The 24,022-nt window shown below is 40.1% G+C and carries 28 protein-coding genes; 21 read left to right on the forward strand and 7 right to left on the reverse strand.

From position 1 onward, the window contains the following. Positions 1–15: 15 nt before the first annotated feature. The 6 genes from E7X57_RS06050 to E7X57_RS06075 all read left to right on the forward strand — a co-directional run bounded on the left by E7X57_RS06050 (position 16) and on the right by E7X57_RS06075 (position 5,645). Positions 16–219 (forward strand): hypothetical protein, encoded by a 204-nt coding sequence (locus E7X57_RS06050; protein ID WP_135611650.1) that lies wholly within the window; start codon positions 16–18, stop codon positions 217–219. 151 nt (positions 220–370) lie between these two features. Next, entirely contained in the window at positions 371–2,734 is a 2,364-nt protein-coding gene (locus E7X57_RS06055) for a histidine kinase N-terminal 7TM domain-containing protein (protein ID WP_135611652.1), read from the forward strand. 9 nt (positions 2,735–2,743) lie between these two features. Beyond that, positions 2,744–3,004, forward strand: coding sequence for an ATP-binding protein (locus E7X57_RS12935; protein ID WP_135612095.1), 261 nt, complete (start codon positions 2,744–2,746; stop codon positions 3,002–3,004). Positions 3,005–3,231: 227 nt separating this feature from the next. After that, complete coding sequence (locus tag E7X57_RS06065) at positions 3,232–3,654, forward strand: hypothetical protein (protein ID WP_135611654.1); 423 nt, start codon at positions 3,232–3,234, stop codon at positions 3,652–3,654. Positions 3,655–3,783: 129 nt separating this feature from the next. After that, entirely contained in the window at positions 3,784–4,197 is a 414-nt protein-coding gene (locus tag E7X57_RS06070; RefSeq protein ID WP_210409039.1) for a hypothetical protein, read from the forward strand. A gap of 287 nt (positions 4,198–4,484) precedes the next feature. After that, on the forward strand, positions 4,485–5,645 hold the full coding sequence (locus E7X57_RS06075) for a tyrosine-type recombinase/integrase (protein ID WP_135611659.1): 1,161 nt from the start codon (positions 4,485–4,487) through the stop codon (positions 5,643–5,645). A gap of 20 nt (positions 5,646–5,665) precedes the next feature. Here E7X57_RS06075 and E7X57_RS06080 read toward each other — a convergent pair whose 3' ends face one another. Then, a complete protein-coding gene (locus tag E7X57_RS06080; protein ID WP_135611661.1) occupies positions 5,666–6,361 on the reverse strand; it encodes a hypothetical protein in 696 nt (231 codons plus the stop codon). An 86-nt stretch (positions 6,362–6,447) separates the two neighbouring features. Between E7X57_RS06080 and E7X57_RS12940 the strand changes: the two genes are divergently transcribed. The 11 genes from E7X57_RS12940 to E7X57_RS06115 all read left to right on the forward strand — a co-directional run bounded on the left by E7X57_RS12940 (position 6,448) and on the right by E7X57_RS06115 (position 12,388). Then, positions 6,448–6,633 (forward strand): AbrB/MazE/SpoVT family DNA-binding domain-containing protein, encoded by a 186-nt coding sequence (locus E7X57_RS12940; protein ID WP_371413169.1) that lies wholly within the window; start codon positions 6,448–6,450, stop codon positions 6,631–6,633. Between the two features lie 16 nt (positions 6,634–6,649). Then, positions 6,650–6,811, forward strand: coding sequence for a hypothetical protein (locus tag E7X57_RS12450; RefSeq protein WP_167880915.1), 162 nt, complete (start codon positions 6,650–6,652; stop codon positions 6,809–6,811). Beyond that, on the forward strand, positions 6,808–6,975 hold the full coding sequence (locus tag E7X57_RS12455) for a hypothetical protein (RefSeq protein ID WP_167880916.1): 168 nt from the start codon (positions 6,808–6,810) through the stop codon (positions 6,973–6,975). The genes E7X57_RS12450 and E7X57_RS12455 overlap by 4 nt, the downstream gene beginning before the upstream one ends. Continuing rightward, the gene (locus tag E7X57_RS12460) at positions 6,972–7,115 is read left to right on the forward strand and encodes a hypothetical protein (RefSeq protein WP_167880917.1); all 144 of its coding nucleotides are present in this window, start codon (positions 6,972–6,974) and stop codon (positions 7,113–7,115) included. Before E7X57_RS12455 ends, E7X57_RS12460 begins: the two co-directional genes overlap by 4 nt. Positions 7,116–7,151: 36 nt before the next feature. Further along, positions 7,152–8,690 carry a DUF5906 domain-containing protein gene (locus E7X57_RS06085; RefSeq protein WP_135611663.1) on the forward strand — a complete coding sequence of 513 codons (1,539 nt, stop codon included), beginning with the start codon at positions 7,152–7,154 and terminating at the stop codon, positions 8,688–8,690. Between the two features lie 331 nt (positions 8,691–9,021). Next, on the forward strand, positions 9,022–9,192 hold the full coding sequence (locus tag E7X57_RS06090; RefSeq protein WP_135611665.1) for a ribbon-helix-helix domain-containing protein: 171 nt from the start codon (positions 9,022–9,024) through the stop codon (positions 9,190–9,192). Next, positions 9,171–9,599, forward strand: a complete 429-nt coding sequence (locus E7X57_RS06095) for a hypothetical protein (protein ID WP_135611667.1) — start codon at positions 9,171–9,173, stop codon at positions 9,597–9,599. Before E7X57_RS06090 ends, E7X57_RS06095 begins: the two co-directional genes overlap by 22 nt. Before the next feature lie 399 nt (positions 9,600–9,998). Then, a complete protein-coding gene (locus tag E7X57_RS06100) occupies positions 9,999–10,472 on the forward strand; it encodes a hypothetical protein (RefSeq protein ID WP_135611669.1) in 474 nt (157 codons plus the stop codon). A 51-nt stretch (positions 10,473–10,523) separates the two neighbouring features. Next, positions 10,524–11,123, forward strand: coding sequence for a hypothetical protein (locus E7X57_RS06105; RefSeq protein ID WP_135611671.1), 600 nt, complete (start codon positions 10,524–10,526; stop codon positions 11,121–11,123). A gap of 412 nt (positions 11,124–11,535) precedes the next feature. Beyond that, complete coding sequence (locus E7X57_RS06110) at positions 11,536–11,715, forward strand: hypothetical protein (RefSeq protein WP_135611673.1); 180 nt, start codon at positions 11,536–11,538, stop codon at positions 11,713–11,715. Between the two features lie 106 nt (positions 11,716–11,821). After that, on the forward strand, positions 11,822–12,388 hold the full coding sequence (locus E7X57_RS06115) for a toll/interleukin-1 receptor domain-containing protein (protein ID WP_135611675.1): 567 nt from the start codon (positions 11,822–11,824) through the stop codon (positions 12,386–12,388). 49 nt (positions 12,389–12,437) lie between these two features. On the opposite strand, the gene E7X57_RS06120 is transcribed toward E7X57_RS06115, so the two are convergent. Then, positions 12,438–13,064 carry a VTT domain-containing protein gene (locus E7X57_RS06120; RefSeq protein WP_135611677.1) on the reverse strand — a complete coding sequence of 209 codons (627 nt, stop codon included), beginning with the start codon at positions 13,062–13,064 and terminating at the stop codon, positions 12,438–12,440. A 169-nt stretch (positions 13,065–13,233) separates the two neighbouring features. Between E7X57_RS06120 and E7X57_RS06125 the strand changes: the two genes are divergently transcribed. The 4 genes from E7X57_RS06125 (at position 13,234) to E7X57_RS12465 (ending at position 16,780) form a co-directional block, all read left to right on the forward strand. Next, the gene (locus tag E7X57_RS06125) at positions 13,234–14,658 is read left to right on the forward strand and encodes a ribulose-bisphosphate carboxylase (protein WP_135611680.1); all 1,425 of its coding nucleotides are present in this window, start codon (positions 13,234–13,236) and stop codon (positions 14,656–14,658) included. A gap of 377 nt (positions 14,659–15,035) precedes the next feature. After that, the gene (gene rsgA / locus E7X57_RS06130) at positions 15,036–16,139 is read left to right on the forward strand and encodes a ribosome small subunit-dependent GTPase A (RefSeq protein ID WP_135611682.1); all 1,104 of its coding nucleotides are present in this window, start codon (positions 15,036–15,038) and stop codon (positions 16,137–16,139) included. A gap of 52 nt (positions 16,140–16,191) precedes the next feature. Further along, on the forward strand, positions 16,192–16,464 hold the full coding sequence (locus tag E7X57_RS06135) for a hypothetical protein (RefSeq protein ID WP_244603615.1): 273 nt from the start codon (positions 16,192–16,194) through the stop codon (positions 16,462–16,464). Between the two features lie 151 nt (positions 16,465–16,615). Continuing rightward, a complete protein-coding gene (locus tag E7X57_RS12465) occupies positions 16,616–16,780 on the forward strand; it encodes a hypothetical protein (RefSeq protein ID WP_167880918.1) in 165 nt (54 codons plus the stop codon). An 83-nt stretch (positions 16,781–16,863) separates the two neighbouring features. On the opposite strand, the gene E7X57_RS06140 is transcribed toward E7X57_RS12465, so the two are convergent. The 5 genes from E7X57_RS06140 to E7X57_RS06160 form a co-directional block, all read right to left on the reverse strand. Beyond that, positions 16,864–18,126 (reverse strand): NosD domain-containing protein, encoded by a 1,263-nt coding sequence (locus E7X57_RS06140; protein WP_167880919.1) that lies wholly within the window; start codon positions 18,124–18,126, stop codon positions 16,864–16,866. 1,411 nt (positions 18,127–19,537) lie between these two features. After that, positions 19,538–20,764, reverse strand: a complete 1,227-nt coding sequence (locus tag E7X57_RS06145) for an ABC transporter permease (RefSeq protein WP_135611687.1) — start codon at positions 20,762–20,764, stop codon at positions 19,538–19,540. After that, positions 20,742–22,073, reverse strand: a complete 1,332-nt coding sequence (locus tag E7X57_RS06150) for a COG1361 S-layer family protein (RefSeq protein ID WP_135611689.1) — start codon at positions 22,071–22,073, stop codon at positions 20,742–20,744. Before E7X57_RS06150 ends, E7X57_RS06145 begins: the two co-directional genes overlap by 23 nt. Continuing rightward, positions 22,070–22,783: an ABC transporter ATP-binding protein gene (locus E7X57_RS06155; protein WP_135611691.1), complete on the reverse strand. Its 714-nt coding sequence runs from the start codon at positions 22,781–22,783 to the stop codon at positions 22,070–22,072. The genes E7X57_RS06150 and E7X57_RS06155 overlap by 4 nt, the downstream gene beginning before the upstream one ends. Positions 22,784–23,317: 534 nt before the next feature. Further along, the gene (locus E7X57_RS06160; RefSeq protein WP_244603616.1) at positions 23,318–24,022 is read right to left on the reverse strand and encodes a winged helix-turn-helix transcriptional regulator; all 705 of its coding nucleotides are present in this window, start codon (positions 24,020–24,022) and stop codon (positions 23,318–23,320) included.

Below are 24,022 nucleotides of genomic sequence, written 5' to 3' on the forward strand. Positions count from 1 at the left end.
CGATCTCTTGTTTTGATGAGTGGGTATACAGAAAAAGACCGAAATTATCAGTTTGATCCGGAGACCGGTCCTGCACCCCCATTACCTTATCTCGAACTTCCTGATCCGATCCTTGAAAGTAGTATTTCCATCGTAAGGATCCTTAAAGGAAGGCGGTCCGTTCGTTCCTATTGTTTAAGTCAAAATACACCTAAATATATCGTCTTCTCAATTATATGAGCATGAGGTGCATAATTAACATCTTCGAAGATCTGCCTTCTTCCATCATGTCTATTTTTAAAAACGAAAATAGAAGCAAATATAATAACTATATTTTTATAATATAATACCTTATTTTCCTGAAAATATTTCATTAACTGAAGGTGTTTTCATGTTCTACCCTAGCTTATATTCGGATTTCTTAATAATTTCCGGTATCTTGCTCATAATAATGGCACTGTATATCCGGCAGTTCAAGGACTCTGAATACATTACTTATTTTGCAATGCTACTATTTTCGGTTGCAATATATTCAATATTCTATGCTTTGGAAATATCTTCGACAACACTGGAGACTTCGTTGTTCTTGTATAAGCTCCAGTATGTTGGCATCGTTATGATCCCTGCTTTTTTGCTTCTATTCTCGATCAGCTATACAAGAGGAGAAAAATGGGCCACCCTTTCAAGGATTATTGCTATCTTTATTGTTCCAGTGATCACGCTGATCCTTGTATTCACCATTGAGATGCATCACCTGTTCCACGAAGTTACTTACATCAAGACTGCAGGTCCACTTTTTTGTCTTTACTTTGAACCGGGTATCTATTATTGGTTCTATCAGTTCTATTTGATCATATTGGTAGTGTTTTGCATTGTCCTTTTCTTTAAGATGTACTTCTCTAACAGATCCTTTTTTGGTATACACCTGCTACTTCTAATTATCTACTCTTTGTTACCTTTTTCAATATACCTGCTTTATCTGGCAGGATTTTTTCCTGAGGGTTTCGATCCTATACCCTTTGCTTTCATTCTAACTGCAATAATGATATACATCGGTATATTTCGTTATAGATTATTCAATATAACTCCTCTTGCACGCAGTTTCCTTTTTGAGAATATGCCTTCAGGTGTCATAGTTCTTGATGGGAAGGGGAGAATTGTTGATATTAACCAATTTGTAGAGAAAAATCTGGGCCTTGGTGCAAAAGATATAGGTAAATCGGCATCAGAAGTGCCTGGATACTGGCATGAACTTCTGGGGCTTAAACTTAATGATAAAGGGATGAACAATATCGAGTTGAAGAAAAGCGTTGGAGGTACAACTTTCTGGTTTACTGCCAATGTTTCCTCCCTTTATGATAAACATGGTGACTTTCATGGAAGAATGATCGTTCTGGACAATATTACAGCTCGAAAGCTTACAGAAGAGATCGTTTCCATTCAACATAATCTTTCGATCGACATGGGAACACGTTCTGATCTTATAAGCACCCTGAATTCCCTGTTGGAACATCTGGTAACTATCGAAGCTATCGATTCCGGTGGGATCTATCTGGTAAGTGATAAAGGGGGGCTGGATATGATCGTACACAATGGGATTTCACCAGAGTTCGTAGCACAATGCAGCCATTACGATAAGGATTCATTGAATGCAAAAATTGTAAGGGATGGCAAACCGGTATACATAAAGTATTCTGACATGCTATCAGGCAATCTTGTTAATAGTCTGTCTGAAGACTTTTTGTCTGAAGGATTGAGGGCAATGACTGCAATTCCTATACTTTTCGAAGGCAAAGCTATTGCATGTATGAGTCTTTCATCTCATACTTACAACGACATTCCTGATCAAACAAGGAATGGGCTTGAAAGTATAGCCTCTTTTGCAGGGGAATATATCACAAGAGCAAAAATTCAGGATATCCTGCATAGGCAGAAGACCGATCTGGAAAACCTGTTTAATTCAATTGATGAGCTTTTTTTTGTGCTGGATTGGTCCGGCAACATCATATCAACAAATGAATCAGCAAGATTAAAACTTGGATACAGTGAAGAGGAATTTTCATCAATGAAAGTTACTGATGTTCATTCTAAAGAAAGTATGGATCAGGTCTTATTTGTTATTAACGAGCTGCTTTGTGGTAAAATTGATTCATGTTCAATTCCTCTTGTTTCCAAAGATGGAGCATACATCCCCGTTGAGACCAGGATCACAGTCGGTAAGTGGAACGGCAAAAAAGTAATGTTTGGAATTTCAAGGGATATAAGTGAGCGCCAAAAATTTGAAAAAGACATAATTGATGCTAAAAATAAAGCTGAAGAAGCTAATCGTATAAAATCTGAATTCCTGGCAAACATGAGTCATGAGCTACGCACACCTCTTAATTCTATCATCGGTTTTTCACAGTTGCTAAGTAGCGATCCTTTCGAGAACCTGAGTGCAAAGGAGATCAAATATTCTTACAATATTGCAACCAGTGGCAAACATTTACTGGCCCTTATCAATGGCATTCTGGATCTTTCAAAGATAGAAAGCGGAGAACTAAAACTTGAATGTGAGAAATTCGATCTGGTTGCTTTCATTTGTGAAATGGAAGAGTCAATAAAACATCTGGCAGATAAAAAGAACATTGAAGTTTGTAATAACATTCGTTCTGAAAATATCGAAGTGCATGCCGACAAATTAAGGATGAAGCAAATATTGTATAATCTACTAAGTAATTCCCTGAAGTTCACACCTGAAAATGGTTGCATATAGCTAAATGCTATTGATCGTGACAATAGGGTAGAGGTTTCTGTATCCGATAACGGAATTGGTATACCACAAACTAAGCACAATGAAATATTTGAATCCTTCAAACAGGCGGATTCATCAACTTCAAAGGAATATGGTGGTACAGGCTTAGGACTTACTTTGGTGAAAAAATACGTTGAGATGCATGGCGGAAATATTTGGGTTGACAGTGAGGAAGGTTTAGGCAGTACTTTTACTTTTGCTCTCCCTTCAAATTCGGATCACTACGATTAAAATACGAAGTTTTAGATTCATCAAAATTTAAGGTAAAAAGTCCATTGCTTCCGTAGAGGTCCACTAATTAAACAGTTCTCAGTCTCTACAAAAAATATATATGTTGTCATTCCACTTTTTTATTTAGGGGTTTTTGATATTATGGCAACAAGACAGATTGAAGTTACAAATCTGGAAGAGATTCATGAAAGAAGTAGGACTAATTCCATCACAGGGTTGGAAATAATATGGAACTAATTCCCTATTTGCATGTAATTGTTGGTATCCTTATCTTTATTGTAGGGTTCATTTTCCATTGGTTAGGTCAATTTATCTCAATATTGAATTGGGATCTTGCCACAAAAATAGGACTTCAGGAAAAGAAAATGATTCCTGAGTTCAAGGTATATGAACATGCAATAGCTGTTGCTGATGCATCAATTGGCTGGATATATGGGCTTGTGGCTGTCGGTCTGGTCCTGAATTTACCATGGGCGTTTAAACTGGCTTGGATCCCGGGTGTGATCTTTCTATATCATAGCTTAAGTTTTTGGTTTTGGGTCGGGAACCAGAACAGGTTAGGGTATCAGACCACCACGGACAGATTTAGGATCATCTGGTTCCTTACAAATTTCATAACCGGTATTCTGACAATTGTAGTTGCGTGGTAATATGGTGTTTTGATCAGCCATGATCACAAAATATGAAGCACATCTAATAAATTCAAAATGAATATAAAATTCGTTAATAAAAATCCAAACTGAGGCTGGAATATACAGGAACTTGAACTTCTGTCACGAGTGACTTTATATATTCTTTTGGTATTGTTCGGTTTAGTTACACTTATCCTCGGATGGTTCCAGATCAATGTCTACAAAGGTAAAGCCATGGATAATCCGGATGGTTCAACCGATGATTGGCATGAGCAAAATATATTGTTTGGAATGTCATTTGCAGACATAGTCATAATTTGTCCGGCTACTTTTGTAGGCATTGCCTTAATACTGATAGATTCCCACTTGGGCTTTTTCATTCTTGGATTGCTTAGTTTCTGGCATGTGTGGGTGAACACTGCTTTTACAGTTACCAGCTTACGGTTTGAAAAACCAGAAATTACTTTCATGTGGTTCATAGCCTATCCATTTGGGATATTGCTCGGTTTACTTTACCTGATCTGGCTGTTTATTCATTTCGACATTGTGTTTTTCCCCTGATAAAGTTAGATCATAGAATTAAATGGGGATGCTGATCAAAATTCAATTATGAATTTATAGCAATTTCCAATATGGTTTTGAGCACTTTTTGGGATATGTAAATTAGAAAGAGTTACTTCTTTCTCCTCTTTTTAGAAATGTTGACAAATAGGACTCATTGAAGTATAGCCTTAAGTAGAAGGAATCTCAAATTTATTAATTACCAAAGGGGGTATATTATTTGCAAAAAGGATATAACCTAAAGTATTGTATTACTAACATATCATCTTTAATTGAGGGTATGTTCCATGGCAAACGAGGATAGCAGGATACACGATAATGAGAAAGAAAGAATAAAGGCATTAAACGCCAGGCAATTAAAACGACTATTGGAGAATACCAACAGCGATACTAAAAGGAAATTGTACCAACGATTCATTAATTCATACATAATATCAGGTGCAAGCGTTTACACAATCCGTAACCATTTATCCGCATTGCTGCAATGGGATAGTATCATTATCAAAGAATACAACGAACTAACAGACATTGATATCGAAAACGCTTTGATTGAATTAGAAAATAGCGATATGTCGGATAGTTCAAAGAAAACACGACAGATCAACCTTAAGACTTTTTTGAATTATGCAGGTTTGGAGGAACTTTCCGACAAGATCAAGATTAGGAAGGTAAAACGCAAACTTCCAGATGAGTTATTGACGGCTGATGATATAGACCGACTAATAAACGCATGTCAGAATCAACGAGATAAAGCCGTTATAAGCCTACTGTACGAATCCGGTGCAAGGCTAGGGGAAATGTTGAGTTTACAAATTAAACACCTTGAGCCACACGACAAGGGCATGTATGTACAGTTCCCAGACGGTAAGACGGGTGCAAGACGTATCATGGTTGTCTATTCAGCCATGTACATGAATCAATGGATTATGAACCACCCGAACAGAAGGGATCCAGAATCATTTTTATGGTGTCAGATCGGGGGAACACATGAAGTTTTAACGATTCAGTCATTCCGGAAGTTACTAAAAAGTGCAGCAAAAAGAGCGGGTATAACAAAGCCTGTAAACCCACATGCTTTTAGACATGCACAGGCTACAGAGTTAGCAAAGGATTTTACAGAGCAGACTTTAAAGCGTTACCTAGGGTGGACCGCAGACAGCAAGATGGCTGCAACCTATGTACATCTAGCTTCAAAAGATGTTGATGAAGCAGTTTTGAAACGTGCAGGTATTGAGATTGAAGAAAGGGATACTAGGCTTAGAATGGACGAATGTCCACGTTGTCATAAGTTAATTAAGCCGGATATGTCATTTTGTGGTTTTTGTGGCCTCCCGTTGACAAAGGAAGTAACAACAGAGAATAATGATACAATATCTGGTATTATTGAAGTATTAAAGAACAATCCTGAAATACTGATGCAGGCATTGAGCAAAGCAGGAAAGGAATAATAAAATTGGTGTGAAATAAGTCACACTACTTCATCCAATTTTTCCCGAATTTCTGGGCTCAAGTTGTCTCCAGCAAACCTAAGAAAATCTTTGTAATTACAACTCAACTCATATTTGTCGGTTTGTAGTTCGTTTGCATAGAAGGACAGGTGGAAATCAAAGTCAACATAACAGCGGGCTAAAAGCAAACTAAGTTTTGTTGTCATGTTAAGCGGGGGCTTCACTAATTTCGTGATGTCATTTAATGCAGGTACAAACACGGCTTCAGTGAATTGTTTAAACTCTATTTCTGCATTGCGTCGGTTTTCCGAATTTGAATATTCTCCAAGGGCTTTAAGCAATTCTCTTATCAATATTGTGAAGCTAACATCAAAATTAATCAACTGTGCAGTAGATACGTAGTCTCCCTTGCTAACCATATCGTTCTCAATTAGAATTTCTCTTGATTCATCTATTTGTTTATTAAAAATCGAGAATGGGGCTCTGTTTGTAAACGAATAAACGACCGGGTTCCCCTTCCCGCATATCTCTTCGCGTTCAATTTCATGAATCGACACTAGTCGTTTTAAACATTTTACTACAGTCGAGTGGCTGCTTTTTGTTCCAGTCCTTTCAATCAATTTTGAATGAATGTCTTTTGTAAGGATGGGGTCTTCGGATTCTTTTATGATTTCTAAAATTGTGTCACAAGTTTTGGTAAATGGTTTTTTTTCCAAACAACCAACTCCCTAAATAATAAATTACAGTTTTCTACAAACTGTATATATATGTTTTAGACCATATATACTCATTGGTGAATGCCATGTTAAAAAGAAAAGTTCAGAAAGTGAAAGAAAGTTACTTAGTCACAATCCCGAAAGACATGTGTCGTCTTTTTGGAATTACTGACAGTACCGAGATGCAAATGGAAATCACAAGCGAAAATAAGATCGTAATGACCCCTGTCCATGCCCGCCAAGACAATGCAGGGGCCATGCTGAACAATTAGACGTGCGGTGTCCAGCATGGAAACTAAGACAACCAGCAATAAAGAACTGTCGGACTGGGCGAAGCAGTTCTCAAAAGAACATCAATCCAGTATTGATTATTTCTTGAAATTCGGATCCCCTATAGAAAAGGCCCTTTGCGAAACAGTCCAGGAACTAGCCGAGGGGGCCACAGCATGAGTCCGGAAACATTCAAGAAATTAGAGGCCCCGGAAGAAATGACCGAAAGTAAAGACAATGTGGCGCAATTTGAAACAGAAGAAATAAAAAATACACATGAAGTTGAGGATTGTAGCAGAGAACAGATAAACTATCTGTGTAGGGTCAGAGGGGACCTTAAATGAATCCTTCTTCTACGTTTGTTGATATGGACGTCCATCTTGATTATGATGTATGCAAAATACGCTTTTCATTGGAAGGCGAGTTCATTAGTTACTATTGCCACACCCCACCAGTGAACAAGGGGCGCAAGACTGACGTTTAGAAGTTCCGAAGGGGTAAGACCACAGGCAAGGACAAAATGGCCATAGCGTGCATGATAAGTCACTTTGCAGGCAAGCGAGAGGACAGCGATAAAGCAGAGCTTCTTATGCTCGCAGATACCTTCATCGAAGAACTGGAGGGACTCTCGTGGTATAATGAACTCGCATCTATCGACCTCACAAGGTGCTTTACCGTACGGGATAGTGGAAAAGTGGAAATTGTCCCGGAAGCAATCGCGGAGGAAGTCGCGGAGGCATACAACGTCATTAGCTACAACGATTTACTGTATGTCTATCAAGATGGATACTATCAGGAAGGAAAGCGACGCATCGAGAGTCTTATTCATAGCATCTTAACGAATGTCGGGGACGGGAACAAGACTTACGACAAGTCACACGAAGCTGCGACTCGCGAGATTATACACAGGCTAAAAGTCACCGATCCATACTTCGAATATCCCTTCAATAATTATGAAAACATTATTCCAGTAAGCAACGGACTCGTAAAAATTGATTTTGATGCAGAAACGTATGAACTGATCCCAAACAATCCGTATTACAAGTTCAATTATAGGCTAAACGTTGCCTATGATCCTGATGCGGAGTACGATGCGATACACGACGATGTTATATCAAAGTACGTGGACGGTGAGGAGTGTGGGATATTGTACCAGATACCAGCACAGGCAATCCTTCAAATGATGGGAACTGCACCATATAAGAAGGCATACATACTACAAGGGGACGCGAACGCTGGCAAGACTGCATATCTTACGTTCCTCGCGTTGATGTTTGGAAAGGCAAGTATCAGTAACATGTCACTGCAACAGCTTACTGCCGATCGGTTCAGCACTGCCAACCTCGAAGGTAAGATTCTAAACACCTATGACGACCTATCCGACATTCCACTTAATGAAGGTGGAGTTATCAAGACCATTACAGGAACTAAGGACCATTGGGTTCAAAAGAAGAATGTTCAGGCATACGAGGCCACAATAAACGCGGTACACTGCTATGCGTGCAATATTGCACCGGACGCGAGCAAGCTGCATAATGATACTGCATTTTGGGAAAGGTGGGAGTTCATTTACTTCTCAAATTTGTTTGAGGTCGACCCGGGATTCTATGGGACATACTTCACTCAAAAGAACATTAGCGGATTCTTTAACAGGGTGTTGGAGATGGTCGTTAGGATCAAGAAGTATGGGCTGATGTATAAATCATCTGCATCGGACGTGTTGAATAAGTGGACACAAAATTCTGATCCGCTATACAGGTTCTTAGATGATAACCTTGTATTCAATGATAACCCGATGTACTACACCAAGGACGACTTCTTAAACATGTACCGCGCATATTGTGAACACGAACGCATCGCGGAGAGTAAGCGACCAATGAATGTTGCAGTATTCTCGCAGCTCCTGTTTAAATATGGTGTCGGTGAATGTCAGGTAACATCCCAGGCGGACGGTGTAAGGAAACGGTGCTATTCTGTGTATCGTACATGGTGCAGCAGCTCTGTTTACCAGAATATGTTTGATAGAGTTATAGCAAGTACCAAACAGAGCAAGATATAAGCCTAATATTCTTACCCACTTCTTTTCTTTTTTTGGACGACACGTTACTGCACGGACTGCACGGGAATTCCCAACTTCCTTATTAGTATTATTTTTTTATAACGTATAAGAAGTAAAAAATACCTGTGCAGGTTGTGCAGCAGAATGGATGTGGGGTATAATTGGCTTTAACGATCGTAAACTTTCTGTGGGTGTTCTTATCCTTTAACTAACATCGTGGGGGGGAATGTCCTTAAAATCGATATCAATATTCAGCATCTTATATTTTATGTGTATATCTCGTAATTTTTACTATATGTATAAATACAATGGTGTACATAATATAATGTATATGTCAAACTATAGATTAGAGGTTCAGATTCCTTACAAGCTGAAGGCCGGAATAGACCAGACCATCGAATCCGGGGACTATTCCACACAGTCGGAGTTTATCAGATCTGCAATCAAAAGAGAACTAAGCACATTATCCAGGAGGGAAGCATGGCAAGACCTACCAAATTAACCCCAGAGACTCACAAAACGATTTGTAAGAACATAGCATTGGGTATGCCATACGAACACGCCTGTAGGGCTGCTGGTGTATCCTATCCAGCTTATAGAACTTGGATTATAAGGGGAGAAGAAGAAGCCCGGAGGGTAGAGGAAAATCCCAGGGCATCGATTAAGAACAGTGAAAAGCCCTTTGTAGAGTTTCAAGATGATATAAAAAGGGCCGAAGCCCAGGGAATAGAGAAAAACCTCAAACGGATATCAAAAGCAGCCGATGAAGGAAACTGGCCTGCAGCTGCATGGGTTCTTGAAAGGCGGCATCCTGAACATTTCGCAAAGCGTGACTATCTGGATATGAAAGCAGAGCATAGCGGTGGGGTCAGTATAAACCTACAGATGATGGATTGTAGCAAGAAATGAGCCCTTATATCTTATGTCATTTTCTCAATAATTTATAATAGACATAATTATTTATACGATGATTTGATGGGGATATAGGGGTGCAACATACTAACCATGGGTTTATGTCTTCATCCTTCTAATGAGGTAATCGAGAATGACATATTGTAAACATTGTGGAAGAGAAGTTAAAGGGCACAGAGCATGGAGTATAACCTCATGGGTAGCATTCAATTTTGTGTGTGCCATAATACTATTGGGCCGGGGAAGTGCAGGCCATATACCTGATGCCTTGGTAGCGGGGTCAATTTATGGGACGTTCTTATACACGTTTTATTGGGCTGCATTCGCTAAAGATAGTTGTCCCATCTGTAAAATGGAGTTGACAAAGGACAAAGTTGCATAATTGAGGTGTATGAAATGAACATGAAAACAATATTAATGATACTGTTTGCTGCATTTGTGATTATTGGGATGGTTGCAGAATTGACCGGATCAGATGACCAATCATATCAGGACGATGAGTTTCTCTTATTTGCTGACAATTCTTTTGCAATAATCGGAACTGATTTAAATAACGTGGCAGACGCACTTGAAGCCGGTGATTACGTTCGAATATATTCTGCAGGATCTGTATTGTGTGACCACGCCCAATCGGGAATGATGAAATACAACGATTACAAAGTTTCTGAGGATGTGAAGCCTCTCCAACATCAATATTATGAAATGATGACGGAATATGCCTTAGTCGGTTCTTATCTTAAATCCGCAGCAGAAAACATGGAGGACGGCAATATGATCAAGGCAGATGAGGATTTCAAGCTCGCTATGACATGTCTTAATCGGGGGTCGGATGCCCGTGAAACATACGTATCTCTGAAGAACGAATTGTAATATTAAACACTTGCATTTTGTTAGTTTATATTAAAATCAAAGGTGTGAATCATGAAAACAGCTTATAAAGTGATAACGGTTCTTTTAATATTGGTATCGATGACTGCAATTGGTTGTACAGATGTTGCAGGCGATGAACCAGTGAACGAAGCACCGGGTGTAGAAGCAGTTGAGGATAATCAAACAATGGACGTCGCTGAAGATTTTGATGATCCTGAAGAACTTGATACTGGTGAACCAGAATTAAAAATAATGTCAGTGACCGGAACACAGAACGGCATGGAGATCACCGTCAAGAATGTAGGGAATGCTACAGCCGAAAGTGTTTACTGTGGAATTCTTCCTTTTGGTTATTCCAATAGCATTACATTCAGTGAATATATGACATATGAAGAGATGCACGAGATAATGTTGCCAGCTGTAATAGAAGGTGTGTCCGGGGATGCACACGTTTATGAAACCAATTATAGCTACAAGGATACTCCGAATTTGATTATAAAGTACCGTCTCGAGAGCATTGACTATATCGGAAACATTCCTGAAGGGGAAGCTATGGCAGGTGAAATGAACGCTTACGAAGAACCATATGATGAGGAATACTGGAAGATTGCATGGATTGAAGGAGATGAGGAAAACTACGTCGTTTATTGAATGGATGAGGTCCGCTCTTCAATTTTTTAATTAATTTATTTTTTCTTTTTTTGTTTTATTATTCCGGCCCAATGTTCCTTTAGAATTGGGGTATGTGTTAACTAAAGAGTTTAAACATCATGGAAATGGTGGAAATTAGAATCAACCATACCATTAAAAGATCATGTTGCAGCAACGGATTTAAATTAATAGAAAATGGGATTCTCTAAGGGTACTTTACATTACATGAAGCTGAATGCCAAGATTGATAAGCCGTTGATAATCAGTGCTCATGTAAGACTATTCTTAATTGCACAATCCCAACAATAAAGAGAAGTTATCAGACATACCTATCATTCTTTGTGTGTGTTAGTTCATGGTATAAATTTAAATATCACTTGATTACAAAGTTATTACATGGGGGTATATAACAATGGACATACCACAGAACAAGGAAGAAATACTAACCTCTAGGTTATATCAGCAAAAGGAAGAGAAGAGTTCATCAATTCAGCCAGAGCCAATACCTTGTCCGGAACCGGAACCAGAGCCTTCGCCAGAACCAGTTCCCTGTCCCGAGCCAACCAAAAAGCCACGGGATAAGAAAGACTGACTGAAACATTAGAATGGTAGAAGCACCTCTGCTTTAGAAATTTGACCATTATAGCTAGTTGAATTTCAGGATCATTGAAGGGCAGAGGTCATAGGGGGTAATAGCAATGATAACCAGAGTCTATATTTCCCACACTGAGCAGGACATCGGTCTGGCTCAGGAACTGGAACAGGCTTTATGGGCAGTGAACCTGGAGAGTTTTTCTTCTCTGCTCAAAAAGACCGAGTCACTATCCGATGCGGAACTGATCAGCTTTGGGATCCGCCATTCAGATTGTATGGTCGTCATTCTGACTATGGACGGGGTATTATCTCCCAAGGTGAACGAGGAGATCGGGCTCGCTGTGGGTACGGACCAGTTGATAATTACGTTGTTAGAATACGGGGAGAAATCACCGGCTTTGATAAGCCACCTTCCTGCCATCGGCTTTTCCAGAGAGACCTATAAGGATGCACTTGGAGTTGTCATAAAAGACATACGGCAGCTTACCAAGCTGGACTGGTTGAAAATTAAATGTCCTCATTGCGGGGAAGAAATGACGCAGTACATCACACCTCAGGAGGAGGTCGAAAAGGTTCTTCTGGAAGGTACTGACCTTAAGACCATCTGCAGCTACTGTGAAAATGATGTGTTTTTGGACCCCAGAACATTCAGGCCTCGTACTCCTAAGTGATTTTTGAATGAACATTCAGTTTGAGTGGAGTATCTGTCCTCCAAATACTTCAGATCAGACTAAATCCCAGTTTTGATAGCTCTACAAGAAGAACAATAAGTGTAAAATTACCCACAAACAACGGGACGATCATTTTCCGGAACGGGAAATTCACGATTGCAAGTGCTATTGCGATCACATCACTTGGAAGGGGTGTGAGGGAGTAAAGGAAGATCATCAGCATGGTTAGCCTGTCATCTATATTTTCCATCCATTTTGTCAGGCGGAAAACATTGCCTGCGTATTTTCCCTTTATGCATTGCCTGCTTTTTGTACCCAGGTAGTAGAAGACCAGATCGCCGAAAGTGAGACCGATGCTTGCGAACAGTGCGATCCATAACGAATTCACTCCTCCCAGGGATATTGTGATCAGGGCTGTGTAAAAGGTAGTGGAGGTAAATGTGGAAACACCGCCTATCATTGCAAGCAGGAAGACAAAAATGTAAACGTTGCGTACTCCCAGTCTTTCGACTATTTCTCCGGGTGGATAGTAAAAAAGGAGAACCGACCAGGAAACTATAAAGAGAATAATTAGCCCGAGGACCCAGATGCTCCTTTTACCACTATGGTGGGGACAAATTCCCATTTCATTATCATCAGCTTTTAATGAGACCAGCTTTTCATTTTGTTCCTGCATTTAACCTCTTGGAAACTTGAATAGCTATAAGTGACTCCTTTCATTTATATTATGTACTTTGCTATGCTCTTAAGTTATAACAGTTTCATACGGCCTTCCGGGTCCTTATTCTTGATCCGTTCCATTTCATTCCAAAAATTCAAATAGATTGCAAGCTGTTATTCTTATTATGAGCTCGATTCATGAAGATCTGGTCCGATCGCTCGATTCCAAACAGGCAGCTTATGTGAATCTTGAAATACCGGACCCTACTAACGGGGAATATCTTCTTGGGGTCTTTCATTTTATTCCGGGGGGAGACCTGAATATATTGCAGGCAGCTGCAGAGATCGCAGCTGAATCATCAACTGGTACAAACTTTAAGGTCAATACGGAGACCAAGTTCTCTAAGACTATGAATGCTCTGGTATATCAGCTTGATCTGGAGAGGAACCTTGTCTGGATAGCTTATCCGTGGAGACTTTTTGACAGGGGTGGAAATGTCCAGAATATCCTGACATACATTGTCGGAAACATCCTGGGAATGAAAGAGATATCAGCACTGAAGTTGCTGGATGTATGGTTCCCGCCATCCATGCTCGAGCAGTATGATGGTCCTGGCTTTACTGTTGATGACATGCGAAAGTACCTTGATGTCTATGACAGGCCGATCCTTGGTACTATTGTAAAGCCAAAAATGGGGCTCACTTCTGCAGAATATGCTGAAGTCTGCTATGATTTCTGGGTAGGCGGAGGAGACTTCGTTAAGAACGACGAGCCTCAGGCAAACCAGGACTTCTGTCCATATGACAAGATGGTATTGCATGTAAAGGAAGCAATGGACAAGGCAGTCAAAGAGACGGGGAAGAAAAAGGTCCATTCCTTCAATGTTTCGGCTGCTGATTTTGACACTATGATCGAAAGGTGTGAAATGATAGTCAATGCCGGCTTTGAGCCCGGAAGCTATGCTTTCCTCATCGATGGCATAACCGCAGGCTGGATGGCAGTCCAGACAATCAGGAGACGATATCCTGATGTATTCCTGCACTTCCACAGGGCAGCCCACGGAGCTTTTACAAGACCTGAGAACCCCATCGGATTTTCAGTATTGGTCCTGTCCAAGTTTGCACGCCTTGCCGGTTCTTCAGGCATCCACACAGGTACAGCGGGTGTTGGTAAAATGAAAGGAACACCTGAAGAGGATATAGTTGCTGCACATGGTATCCAGTACCTCAGTTCCACTGGTCACTTCTTTGAGCAGTCATGGGCCAAGATCATGGATACCGATAAGGATGCGATAGATCTTGTACATGAGGATTCAGCTCACCATGTTATCCTCGAGGACGACAGCTGGAGAGGTATGAAAAAATGCTGCCCGATAGTTTCCGGGGGTCTGAATCCGATCAGGTTGAAGCCTTTCATTGATGTAATGGGCAATGTGGATTTCATAACAACAATGGGTTCAGGTGTCCATGCACATCCAGGAGGAACTCAGGCAGGAGCAAAAGCACTTGTCCAGGCATGTGATGCTTATCTTAAGAACATAGACATTGCAGAATATGCCAAAGACCACGAGGAACTTGCACAGGCAATTGAGTATTTCCCAAAGGTCTGAATACGTTAAATATTTTCATTGAAATAACTCCAAAATGGGGTGCAGGGCTGACCAGGATCATATCGATCTTCTTCAGGTCAGCTTCTGTAATTACTTTTTTGATCTGATCTTACTATCCGTTAGGAATCTTTATTATTTTGCAACAGATCGCTCAGGTTAATCTGTTTTTAAATGAAATTATGTCGGGATGATGCTAATTATTTGCTGTAATGACCTATCTCGAACCTTCGAAGAATGTAATTGTGAAAAGTGGCCTTGGCCTTTATCATAGGATATTGACTGTAAAATTGAAATAATTGTTGGAAATGGCTAAAATTTCGATGACTCAGTTATTTCTGTAAAAAAGTTTATCTGCACTGGCATTTTTGAGTAATGATATGAATGATGAATACAGGAACAAAATGAGTGATAATTTAGATTTCTACTTTATCCCCGGCTGGAATGCTTCACTTGCATCTGCATTTTCAGCCTATAAAGGATCATATATTCCCGGCAGGATTGCAGCCCAACATAAGACGTTATGCAATATCCTTACTGAAAAGGGTGAGATGCAGGCAGCAATATCAGGAGCTATGCGTAGGACTGGCAAGCAGCCGGTTGTCGGAGATTTTGTAGTAGTACTTGATCAAAGTGACATTAATTCATACACCATCGTGGACATCCTTCCACGAACCTCCTGTCTTTCCAGAGGTTCTACAGGTGAGTCCAGTGAAGAACAGTTGATAGCTGCAAACATTGATACAATTTTTATCGTCACTGCTGTCGGACACGATCTTAACGTTAGAAGACTTGAAAGATATCTCACCATCGTTTATTCTTCCGGTGCAAAACCTGTTATTCTCATTAACAAGATTGATCTTACTGAGGACCTGCCGGATGATCTATCAGCAACTATACAGGAAATAAAGGATATTGCTGACGATGTTCCTGTGATAACTCTTAGCGCTCTCTCAAAGACAAATCTGGAAAAATTAGATCCTTTCATGAATCCGGCTGAAACCATAGCACTCATCGGTTCTTCCGGAGTTGGCAAATCAACCCTCATCAATGTTCTTTTGGGTCACGATGTCCAGAAGACATTAGGTGTTCGTGAAGATGACGACAAAGGCAGGCACACAACCACTGTCAGACAGCTTTTCCTTCTTCCGAATGGAACGATATTCATCGATAACCCTGGCATTCGTGAGATCCAGCTTGGAGATTCATCCGATGGTATCGACAGAACATTCTCCGATATTACTGAACTTGCTCAAAATTGCCGTTTCAAGGATTGCACGCATCAGAATGAGCCACACTGTGCCGTCAGGAAAGCAGTCGATGTGGGAGTTATCACACAAGAAAGGCTTGATAGCTATCATAAGTTGAACGATGAGCTGGCCTTTCAGGCAGATAAGGCTGAGATCGGTTTGAAGGGATTGGAAAAGAAAAAGTATAAAGGGATAGCAATCGCCAGAAAATATATAGGGTCTAAGAGGCAGTGATAGGAAGGTTGAGTACAGGAAGAAGAAAAGTTCCTGGGAATCTGTACTGTTGTTGAAGGGAAGAGAGTTAAGTCATCATTTTGTTGGAAAGCGGAAGGCTGTTGAGTTTAGCAAGCCTCGGTATGTGGGTGAAAGGGATGATACTGATTTGTTGAGAAAGAAGATCATTGACATGCCTTATACTGAATGGAAGAAGGTGGGATTTTCGAAAGGTACTTTGCATTACATGAAACAGAATGCCAGAAGTGAGAAGCCGTTTACTCTCAATGCTCATGTGAGGGAGAGGTTGGAAAACGGGAATAATGAAGTTTCTGTTAATGGATAATTTACATGTGAATTGTGAAATTTACACCCAAAATTTACGTGTAAAATATGGTTTTACAGGTTTCACAGTTAATGTGTGAAAACAGGAACAACAGGCGTTGGAATATATTTAACAACCTCTTTATGTTGCTGAAAGGGATGATTCTGATCTGTTGAGGAAGAAGATCATTGATATGCCTTACACTGAATGGAAGAAGATGGGCTTTTCTAAAGGTACTTTGCATTACATGAAGCAGAATATCAAGAGTGAGAATACATTTACTCTCAATGCACATGTTGTGAGAGAGAGGATGGAGATGTGGGGCGAATGCCATTAATTATGATTTGACCTTTAATGCCAAGATAAAATTTGATCTTTGATTCAGATCAGTTTATCAAAAAAGATCACAGAAGGGTTAGATTACCCTTCTGAATTCTGTATCATCTCGATGATACGTTCTGCTTCACTGATTAGATATGCAGCTTGCGTACCATCCAACTTACCTTGTCGTTCCATTATACCAACAAATTTAATGAAATCCTCGAGTTTTTTGATGGCTTTGTCATTGTCTCCTTTATCAAGCTTATCGATTACGTTGTCGAGTTTTACATTGAGAACATGTTTGGTAGAATCTGCAACCTCCCCATCCAGACCATTCACATATTCTTTGAGATTTTCTGTTTCCTCAATAGGTGTTAGTAAACATAATGGTAGGTAATCGATGTTGTTCCCATCAATTATGTATGGTAAATCGCATATCCCATCCACACCTCCATGGGTCTGGCTGAAACCTGTGCCATCTGGGTTTGCCCAGTAGTTTCCACCTAGGTAAGGTCCACCAATGATGTTTGGACCTGCTGTTTTGGTGGTGTTCCAAGTGCTGGGCCCTATGTCGGGATCAGGTTCATCAGTCTGAGCATTCATCGTATTGTTGAAATAGTTGTTATAAACATCACCGCGGGAATCGTCTAATATCCTGATTCCAACTTCACCATTCCCATATATGGTGTTGTTAGCTACCTTTCCGTAGGAGTTGCTAACTATATCGATTCCAATTTCATTCCCATATATGGTGTTGTTGTAAATATGGCCGTCAGCAAAACTAAACATTTCAATTCCTGCAGAATTGTTGTATATGGTGTTGTTAACCAAGGTGACGCGTGCCTGGTCTAGAATATGTATTCCAGCACCAGAGCAAGAAAACACTTCATTATTCTCTAATAAAGCACTAGTATGCAAATAGGAGAAGCTTATTCCTTTCGAAATTATGGTGTTATTGATCACGGTAATGTGGCTTGAAACAGCACGAATTCCCCCATCCGATATAATGTTATTTCTCAGTTCGCCGCTGGATTCATAAAAATGTATCCCGTTACCACCTGTTACATTAAAGCCGTTGATGGTCACGTTATTAACACCTTCGTTTATCTTTCCAATAGAGAAGACGCAATCGTCCACCCCCGTAACATCCTGAACAGTGGTAACATCAGGTCCGGATTCCGATTCTATTGTTATGTTTGCTTGAGATATGTCCACATTTTCTTCATAGAATCCTAGATAAACAAGGATTGTATCCCCATCGTTTGACGCATTTACAGCATCCTGTATCGAAGTAAAATCTGCTACTGGGCCTGTGCTGTTGTTTACTGTGAATGTGCCTGCGGATGCTGTTCCAATGGTCATTAATACTAAAGCCATTCCAAAACAAATCAGTATACTTTGTTTAATTTTCATTTGTACTCACTACCAAAATTCACTCATTACTAATTCCCATAATTATATTTGGCTACATAATTATTTAAGTCAGTTGGTCTGTTTTTTTATAATGTGTATATACAGTGTGATGCATCCGTTTTGAATGATCATTTCTAAGAAAACATTGTTTTCCTTATCTAAAGCAACATTTTAGTTCTGCTCTTCAAACATTATCATTCACTTTTATCCTGTAATCTCTTCAAATACCCGTGTGCATCAATCTCTCATGTAAATGTTTGTGGAAGAAATAGGAATATCATCATCGGTGAATTGCTGTGCGATGTGTAAGATTCGAACTCAGAGATTAATCAAAAAAAAGTAGGAAGTTCGGTTTTTCACATTACCTATATCCCCAACATTCTATGCGAATGATAAGATTCGAACCTCAAGCTTCCACGAAATACAAGTGCTGCCTGTCTACTCCTCTGACCTTAATTAGTCCCACTCACATCGCTATCTTAAGTTCATTGTAACATTTTGAGCAAAAATAAACGACATGCTCGGATTTAGGTCTGAGAAACTTGATGCGGATTGTCTCGTCAGTAGAGCTGCATGCTGCACACTTCTCTGGATACGCAGCTTTGTGTATGTATACTGCCATTGTTTTGATTTCCTTACTTTTAAGCTTCCACAAAGTAGAGATGTTGCCTATCAGGACAATACATAGACAGGCATTATAGTGACATCAGTAGTCCTTCCTCTTTCTCACAACATCAAAATAGAAATCAAACGCCAATGCGAAAATCACAATTCCAACTACTAGTGCTCCCATTAAATACCACATTTCATCTGTGAAACTTATCATGTTCTACCCCCATTTGATTCAAAATATCATTATATAGTTGTTTCATGCTTCTACAAAATAAAGATGCTGCCTGTCAGGACAGTACACGAAGCAGAATCGATGTGGGAACAGGAACCACCGCTACGAGAATTAACTCGTATCTCTGGATAATTTATCAAACAGGGATCACTAAATGATTGACAAAAATCCTCAGCTCCCACTCCCACATTATATATTGTTTTTTGAGTAAATACGGCTATTGGTTCAAGATATAGATCATAGAAAGAGATCACGTTAACAATGAGTGTGGGAGCTATTTATCCAAGAATACTACCGTTTAGCAGCATTCTTGTCCCCACAAGTCTTCCCCAAACTCGCCTCGTTTCTGCATCTCCCACACCCATATAATATATTGCTTTCAAAGTTAAAAGATATTGTGATGTGGGATCTGAGAAAACAAGACAAGTGAAATGGCTCTAATTCCGGGTTATACAGACTTGTCATGTGCCGGTAAAGAAAAGAAATAAAATTTTTAAAAATTAAAAGAGGGATGTCTTACTCATACCTCAAAGCGTCCACAGGTTTCAACTTTGAAGCTCTGTATGCAGGTACAACACCTGATACAACGCCCACAAAAATTGCGATGGATATTCCTAAGATCACCAGGTCAGGGGAAAGGGTGGACCCCATTGAGGAGCGCATGATCGATAGTCCAAGCATGGGCAGCATCGATGTCAGAACAAGGCTTAAAAGAATGCCTAGAACACCGCCGACAAGGCCAACCATGGCAGAGTTGAACAGGAATATCATTAATATGTCCCTGTTCCTGGCTCCTATGGCTTTCATTGTTCCTATATCCCTGGTCCTTTCCATTACGGATGTGAACATTGTGTTTGCAATCCCTACTGATCCTACTAACAAAGAAACACCAGCGATAGCACCAAGGAAAAGGCTCATTGAATCCATCATCTCGGATGCGCTCTCCAACTGGGAACTGGAGTCAGATACGGTAAAATCCCTGTCACGTTCTGTCACGTGTCTGGAGATCATGAGCTTCTCTTCGATGTCTTCTACCACTGCATCAACATTGTCAACATCATCAACCGTTACAATGATGGAATCATAAACATCTTCTTCAGCATCCTCTATTATATCAACTGCTGCATCTATGGGCATAATGATTCCATAATCATTGTCTCCTGATTCCAGTATACCTACAACTCTTACGGATTTTCCATTGATGGTGATTACCTGGTTGACGCCTATGGGCTGGTCAAAGATCTCATTGGCAACGTTGTTCCCGATGACAGCAACATAGTTGTCTGAAGCTTCAAGTAACCTTCCGGAGGCAACATCATAGGATGTAGCGTACTGCCATACTTGCGGGTCAACACCTGTTATGGAAATGCTTGCTGACTGGCCCAGATAGTATACATCTTCGCTGCCTTTTATCTGTCCATACAGATAATCTATATTCTCAACCAGTTTCAGGGCCATAACGTCCTTATCGGTCAATTCCGCATTTGTTGAGGAGGAAGAAGTTTCTCCGGACTTTCGATCCAATGCTGATGATGCCTGGGAGTATCCCGGAGTTATGGTAATGGATGTCATATCCATGTCCGCAAAACGGCTTTCCACATCTTCCTCCATGCTATCACTAATGGCCATTATGGTGACGACAGACCCGACACCTATCACAATACCTATTATTGTGAGCCAGCTTCTGATCTTGCTGTGGAAGAGGATATTTGCAGCAAGCTTAAGATATGTCTTGTATCTCATCGTCCTTACCCTTTGAAGCTTTCTTTTTCCTGTAATACATTGCTCCGCCAACCACGACTGCCAGTACTGTCAGGTATAACAGGTAATTGCTTGTGGAAGACGAATTTTTTGAGCCACGAGCCCCGGAAGCAGTAACATCACCTGTAGCAGACATCAGCTCAATAGGAACATATTTTTCAACCGAAAGCCTTTGTCCGGTTGAATCCGTATATTCTATTACAACCTTGAGTTCGTTCTGGGAAGATTGTGACTGGCGCAATGTTTCTATTTCTTCAGGATCCATTTCGTCCCTGTTGATCGATGATTTATCTATCTCTTCTGAATTGGTAGCAAGATCATTATTGACAATAGTAAATGACGTGATAGTGTAGTCACCTTTATCAAGGTTACCTACTATGGATGCAGAGCTGCCAATAACTTTGTAATTATCCTGTTCAGGGATAATCACTTTGACAGAATACGCTTCATTGTTACCAACATTGGCAACTGATAGGGAAACTTCACCTGCATTTCCTTCGGAGAAAGCAACATCAAAGTCGGTTTCTCCACCAACGAAGATACCTGCTTTGGTGTTGATCTTGTTGACATTGGAATCGTAATCCTCGAATTCCAGGCAAATGTCAAGCTGGTAAAGTCCGGGGTCAGCGTTCATATCGGCGATCACTGAATATGTGACTGTGGCTGATTCTCCAGCTCCAAGATAAGATATGAATTTGGTATTGTCAGAATATACCGGAAGTATCTCTCCGTTTGGTTCATCCCATGAGATTGCCATGTTCTTGAGGGGTGAACTTCCTGTGTTTGTTACTGTGAATTCCAGTGTTTCTTCTACTGCACGATCGATAATTGCTTCGCTAATTAGTACCTGAGCGTATTCCATTCCACGTACTTCAACATCAACTGTTGTAGTTTTAGTTGCACTGTTTCCTTCATTGACAGTTATGTCGAGATCATAGAAACCTTCTGCTGCATTAGGATCAACATTTAGTGTGAACCTGAGGATCGCTGCATCTTCTTCGTCCTGACGTGCATCGAGGAATGCGATGGTTTCACTCAACGATTCGCCGGATACTTCTGAAAATGGATATTCGGGTTCAATTTCAACCTTCACATCGGCAAGATCTTCGTTTCCGATGTTCTGTACACTGACTGTCAGTTCAACAGTCTCACCGGGTCTTGCAGGGTTTGGGCTCTGGCTCATTATGTCAACACTGACACCAGGAGCACTGGTATAAGTTGCTGCAGATGCAGCTGTAACCGGTAATGCCAATAGCATTAGTAATATCAAAAAAGACTTTATATTTTTCATGTTAATCTTTTCTCCTTAAGTTCTATTTTTTCGATCATCCCGTCTTTGATGTGTATAATTTTTTCAGCATATTTTATGAGTTCTGTATCATGGGTAACGATAATTATCGTCTTATTCTGTTCTTCATGCAATTCGTTCAAAAATTCCAGTATATAGTCTCCGGTTTTGCTGTCCAGAGCACCGGTAGGTTCGTCTGCCAGCAGTATTTCTGGATCGACTGCAAGCGATCTTGCAATAGCAACTCTCTGTCTTTGTCCTCCTGAGAGCTGGGAAGGCGAATGTTGCATTTTGTCTCCAAGTCCCACAATCTTCAACAGTTCTCTGGCCCTTTTCTCTGCAATATTTGCGTCCTCTTCCTGGAATTCCAGTGGTAGCATAACATTTTCTAGGGAATTGAGTGTGGGGATCAGGTTAAACTGTTGAAAAATGAATCCAATGGTTCTTCCCCTGATCTGTGCCAGCTCGGATTCACCAAGGTTGGAAATATTTTTCCCATTCAGGCTAACAGTACCTTTTGTAGGGGTATCAAGGCATCCGATCTGGTTCATCAGGGTACTTTTACCGCTTCCACTTGGTCCGAGTATGACTACGAACTCACCTTTTTTTATGTGCAGGTCGACTCCTTTTAGCGCAGCAAACTCTATTTCTCCCATCTGGTAGATCTTCCACACATCCTTCAGATCTATAAGGGGCACTTCATTTTCATTCATCTTTATTGAAACCTCACGGAATTAATTATCTGATTAGTTTTCTTCAATTTGTCATTAGATTCTGGCTATACCTCCTCTCAAGGTGGATTTGAATGAGATGTGTGGGGGTTTTGCTGTCTCACCAATAGGCTTTCAGGTGGTAGTGCTACCACCTTGAGAGGAGGGGCGTGGTAGCAATCCACCAATTAGTTATTTTGAATATAAGCATACTTTATTTTTAAAGAAAAAATATACATGTAAAGTCAAAATGAAGCTTTTTAATGCTTAATAATCCTTAAAATTGCATTATATATTTTATAAATCTGAATTTAAGTAACTAAAATCTTCTATTTTAAATTATGATTGATAAAACAGATTTTCTGTTTTCTGATGGCATAAAAAATGATCATTAAAAATAAGGTTTAACCTTGTAAGTTTCGCTGCAATTAGCAAGTAGAATTCGAATTTTAAGTTCTAGCTCAATGAACTTAGAATATCAGGAATGGACAAAATAAAGTTAAGTTGTAGATTAAGAAAAAGAATAAGTTGCTGATGTTATTTTCGCTCTTTTAATATAATGACGTTCCCACGCCCTTTTCTGAACTTCTCCACATAGCCTTTTACCTCAAGTTCCGATAGCATAAGGCTGACTTTTCCTTCGGAATATTTGATCTTGCTTCGAAGTTCTTTTTGTGTTATCCTTCCCCCATTCGCTATTATTATATCGAGCACTTCCTGAAGGTCAGATGGGAATTCTTCATTTGTTTCTTCCGGTTCAGAAACGACTTCTGCCTTGTATGTGACATGCTCAGTTCCTTTTTTCTTATGCAAGAGGGAATATGCACCGATCACTAGCAATGCAAACAATATGAAAACCATAGAATAGGTGCTGATAGATGACTGGTTACTTTTTTCGGAATCCACTGACCTTTCTTCAACAGGAGCGATCTCAGCAAGATCGGCTTCAGTTATCAGTCCCTCGGAGTAGGCAGGGTAAAGCAGGAGATCAATGATGTAGTTACCATCATCTGTGATGACAATATCTTCTTCTGCAATATAGACAAGAGTGTCATTCTGGTAATATTTAGCCGTGATTGTATAGCTGCCTGGATTAAGGTCAAATGAATATGTTCCGTATTTTGCCACAAAGGATTGTGGAGGGGTTGAATTGACCTCTATTATGGTATTCTCCAGAGGTTCAAACGTGTTCCACTCATATGTTGCTCCATGAACGGTAGCTGAGCTGTTTGTAGTTGCCAT

Source organism: Methanococcoides sp. AM1 (assembly GCF_900774055.1).
GTDB lineage: Archaea > Halobacteriota > Methanosarcinia > Methanosarcinales > Methanosarcinaceae > Methanococcoides.

Coding starts and splice junctions, on each gene's coding strand:
- E7X57_RS06050 (WP_135611650.1), top strand. CDS start 16: ATGAGTGGGTATACAGAAAAAGACCGAAATTATCAGTTTGATCCGGAG.
- E7X57_RS06055 (WP_135611652.1), top strand. CDS start 371: ATGTTCTACCCTAGCTTATATTCGGATTTCTTAATAATTTCCGGTATC.
- E7X57_RS06065 (WP_135611654.1), top strand. CDS start 3,232: ATGGAACTAATTCCCTATTTGCATGTAATTGTTGGTATCCTTATCTTT.
- E7X57_RS06075 (WP_135611659.1), top strand. CDS start 4,485: ATGGCAAACGAGGATAGCAGGATACACGATAATGAGAAAGAAAGAATA.
- E7X57_RS12940 (WP_371413169.1), top strand. CDS start 6,448: ATGTTAAAAAGAAAAGTTCAGAAAGTGAAAGAAAGTTACTTAGTCACA.
- E7X57_RS12450 (WP_167880915.1), top strand. CDS start 6,650: ATGGAAACTAAGACAACCAGCAATAAAGAACTGTCGGACTGGGCGAAG.
- E7X57_RS12455 (WP_167880916.1), top strand. CDS start 6,808: ATGAGTCCGGAAACATTCAAGAAATTAGAGGCCCCGGAAGAAATGACC.
- E7X57_RS12460 (WP_167880917.1), top strand. CDS start 6,972: ATGAATCCTTCTTCTACGTTTGTTGATATGGACGTCCATCTTGATTAT.
- E7X57_RS06085 (WP_135611663.1), top strand. CDS start 7,152: ATGGCCATAGCGTGCATGATAAGTCACTTTGCAGGCAAGCGAGAGGAC.
- E7X57_RS06090 (WP_135611665.1), top strand. CDS start 9,022: ATGTCAAACTATAGATTAGAGGTTCAGATTCCTTACAAGCTGAAGGCC.
- E7X57_RS06095 (WP_135611667.1), top strand. CDS start 9,171: ATGGCAAGACCTACCAAATTAACCCCAGAGACTCACAAAACGATTTGT.
- E7X57_RS06100 (WP_135611669.1), top strand. CDS start 9,999: ATGAACATGAAAACAATATTAATGATACTGTTTGCTGCATTTGTGATT.
- E7X57_RS06105 (WP_135611671.1), top strand. CDS start 10,524: ATGAAAACAGCTTATAAAGTGATAACGGTTCTTTTAATATTGGTATCG.
- E7X57_RS06110 (WP_135611673.1), top strand. CDS start 11,536: ATGGACATACCACAGAACAAGGAAGAAATACTAACCTCTAGGTTATAT.
- E7X57_RS06115 (WP_135611675.1), top strand. CDS start 11,822: ATGATAACCAGAGTCTATATTTCCCACACTGAGCAGGACATCGGTCTG.
- E7X57_RS06120 (WP_135611677.1), bottom strand. CDS start 13,064: ATGCAGGAACAAAATGAAAAGCTGGTCTCATTAAAAGCTGATGATAAT.
- E7X57_RS06125 (WP_135611680.1), top strand. CDS start 13,234: ATGAGCTCGATTCATGAAGATCTGGTCCGATCGCTCGATTCCAAACAG.
- rsgA (WP_135611682.1), top strand. CDS start 15,036: ATGAATGATGAATACAGGAACAAAATGAGTGATAATTTAGATTTCTAC.
- E7X57_RS06140 (WP_167880919.1), bottom strand. CDS start 18,126: ATGACCATTGGAACAGCATCCGCAGGCACATTCACAGTAAACAACAGC.
- E7X57_RS06145 (WP_135611687.1), bottom strand. CDS start 20,764: ATGAGATACAAGACATATCTTAAGCTTGCTGCAAATATCCTCTTCCAC.
- E7X57_RS06150 (WP_135611689.1), bottom strand. CDS start 22,073: ATGAAAAATATAAAGTCTTTTTTGATATTACTAATGCTATTGGCATTA.
- E7X57_RS06155 (WP_135611691.1), bottom strand. CDS start 22,783: ATGAATGAAAATGAAGTGCCCCTTATAGATCTGAAGGATGTGTGGAAG.
- E7X57_RS06160 (WP_244603616.1), bottom strand. CDS start 24,022: ATGGCAACTACAAACAGCTCAGCTACCGTTCATGGAGCAACATATGAG.